Source organism: Rhizobium sophoriradicis (genome assembly GCF_003939025.1).
Taxonomy (GTDB): domain Bacteria; phylum Pseudomonadota; class Alphaproteobacteria; order Rhizobiales; family Rhizobiaceae; genus Rhizobium; species Rhizobium sophoriradicis.
The window spans coordinates 1-849 of record NZ_RQIH01000064.1; the positions used below are offsets into that span (position 1 = coordinate 1).

The following is an 849-nucleotide window of genomic DNA, read 5'->3' on the forward strand; positions in this document are numbered from 1 at the left end:
TAGGTCGTGTGGACAGTTATCTGATCCATAGCATTGTCGCCGCGATAGTGACGACGGCGAGGTAGTTTTCGGCGGTTTTCTCGAAGCGCGTCGCGACCCTTCTGAACTGCTTGAGTTTAGAAAAGCAGCATTCGATCAGGTGTCGCTGAGCATAGAGATGTTTGTCGAGCGGGTATTTTCGCGCACGCGAAGGATTGTTGGGGATCACTGCCACGGCGCCCTTATCGGCGATGGCATTGCGCAGGTGATTGCTGTCATAGGCGGTATCGGCCATGATGATGTCGGCGGGTAGGCCCTCGATCAGGGCGTCGGCTTGCGGCGCATCGCCCTTCTGGCCTGCGGTCAATATGAAGCGGACCGGGCAACCGAGACCCCGCACGGCCATGTGGATCTTGGTGCTCAATCCGCCGCGGGAGCGGCCAAGGGCTTGATCTTCAGCCCCTTTTTTGCGCCGGCAGCGTGCTGATGGGCGCGGATGATGGTGGAATCAACAATCAAGTACTCGAAGTCTGGATCGTCCGCCATCGCCTCGAATATGCGCCACCAGATGCCCTTCCGGCTCCAGCGGCTGAAACGACGGAAGACACTGTTCCACTCGCCGAACACTTCTGGCAGATCGCGCCAGGGCGAGCCCGTTCGCACAATCCAAAGCACCGCTTCCATAAACATGCGGTTGTCGCGGCCGGACGAACCGCGTGTGCGCTCGTCACCAATGATGTGGTGCGATATCCGCTCCCACTGCTCGTCCCGAAGGATCAGACGATCCAAAACACCCATGACTGCCTCCAAAAGACAGTCTTGAATCTGATTTGCTCAGCCTTGGGAATCCCAAGAGTCCACACCGCCTAG

The 849-nt window shown here is 58.3% G+C and carries 1 protein-coding gene; it reads right to left on the reverse strand.

All coding sequences use genetic code 11. From position 1 onward, the window contains the following. Positions 1 to 16 precede the first annotated feature (16 nt). Positions 17 to 777, reverse strand: a protein-coding gene (locus tag EFR00_RS32815; protein WP_089152684.1) for an IS5-like element ISRel13 family transposase whose coding sequence is annotated in 2 segments (ribosomal slippage) — positions 17 to 450 and positions 450 to 777 — 762 coding nt in all. Because the reading frame shifts where the segments join, the coding sequence is not laid out codon by codon here. Positions 778 to 849: the final 72 nt, after the last annotated feature.